Annotated in this window: 1 protein-coding gene; it reads left to right on the forward strand. The window is 63.7% G+C overall.

Annotated elements, in window-relative coordinates; all coding sequences use genetic code 11:
* Positions 1-16: 16 nt before the first annotated feature.
* Positions 17-661 (forward strand): ABC transporter ATP-binding protein (locus tag RFN28_RS34700; RefSeq protein WP_320291610.1); only part of this gene is annotated, 645 nt, incomplete at its 3' end.

Consider the following 661-nt stretch of genomic DNA (forward strand, 5'->3'; position numbering starts at 1 on the left):
AGGATTGGAGCGACCCATGAACGAGGCAGTTCGAGATCCGGCTCAACCGATCATCGAGATCGAGAACCTCTCGATCTCCTTCTTCACCCGCAAGGGCGAGATCCCGGCGGTGATGGACTTTTCCTGCACGGTCATGCCCGGCGAGGCGATGGGCATCGTCGGCGAATCCGGCTGCGGCAAGTCGACCGTGTCGCTCGGCATCATGCGCGACCTCTCCAATATCGGGAAGATCGTCGGCGGGCGGATCAAGTTCCAGGGCAGGGACATGGGCGAGATGTCCGAGGAGGAGCTTCGCGCCATCCGCGGCAACAAGATCGCCATGATCTACCAGGAGCCGATGGCGAGCCTCAATCCGGCGATGAAGGTCGGCCAGCAACTGATGGAAGTGCCGATGATCCACGACAAGGTGTCGAAGGAGGAGGCCTACAGCAGAGCGCTCGAAATGGTCCGCGCCGTGAAGCTGCCCGACCCGGAGCGCATGATGCGCTCCTATCCGCACCAGCTTTCCGGCGGCCAGCAGCAGCGCATCGTCATCGCCATGGCGCTCCTGTCGAAGCCGGCGCTGCTCCTGCTCGACGAGCCGACGACGGCGCTCGACGTCACCGTCGAGGCCGGCATCGTCGAACTGGTCAAGGGGCTCGGCCAGAAATTCGGCACCTCG

The organism is Mesorhizobium album (genome assembly GCF_033977205.1).
Classification (GTDB): Bacteria; Pseudomonadota; Alphaproteobacteria; order Rhizobiales; family Rhizobiaceae; genus Mesorhizobium; species Mesorhizobium album.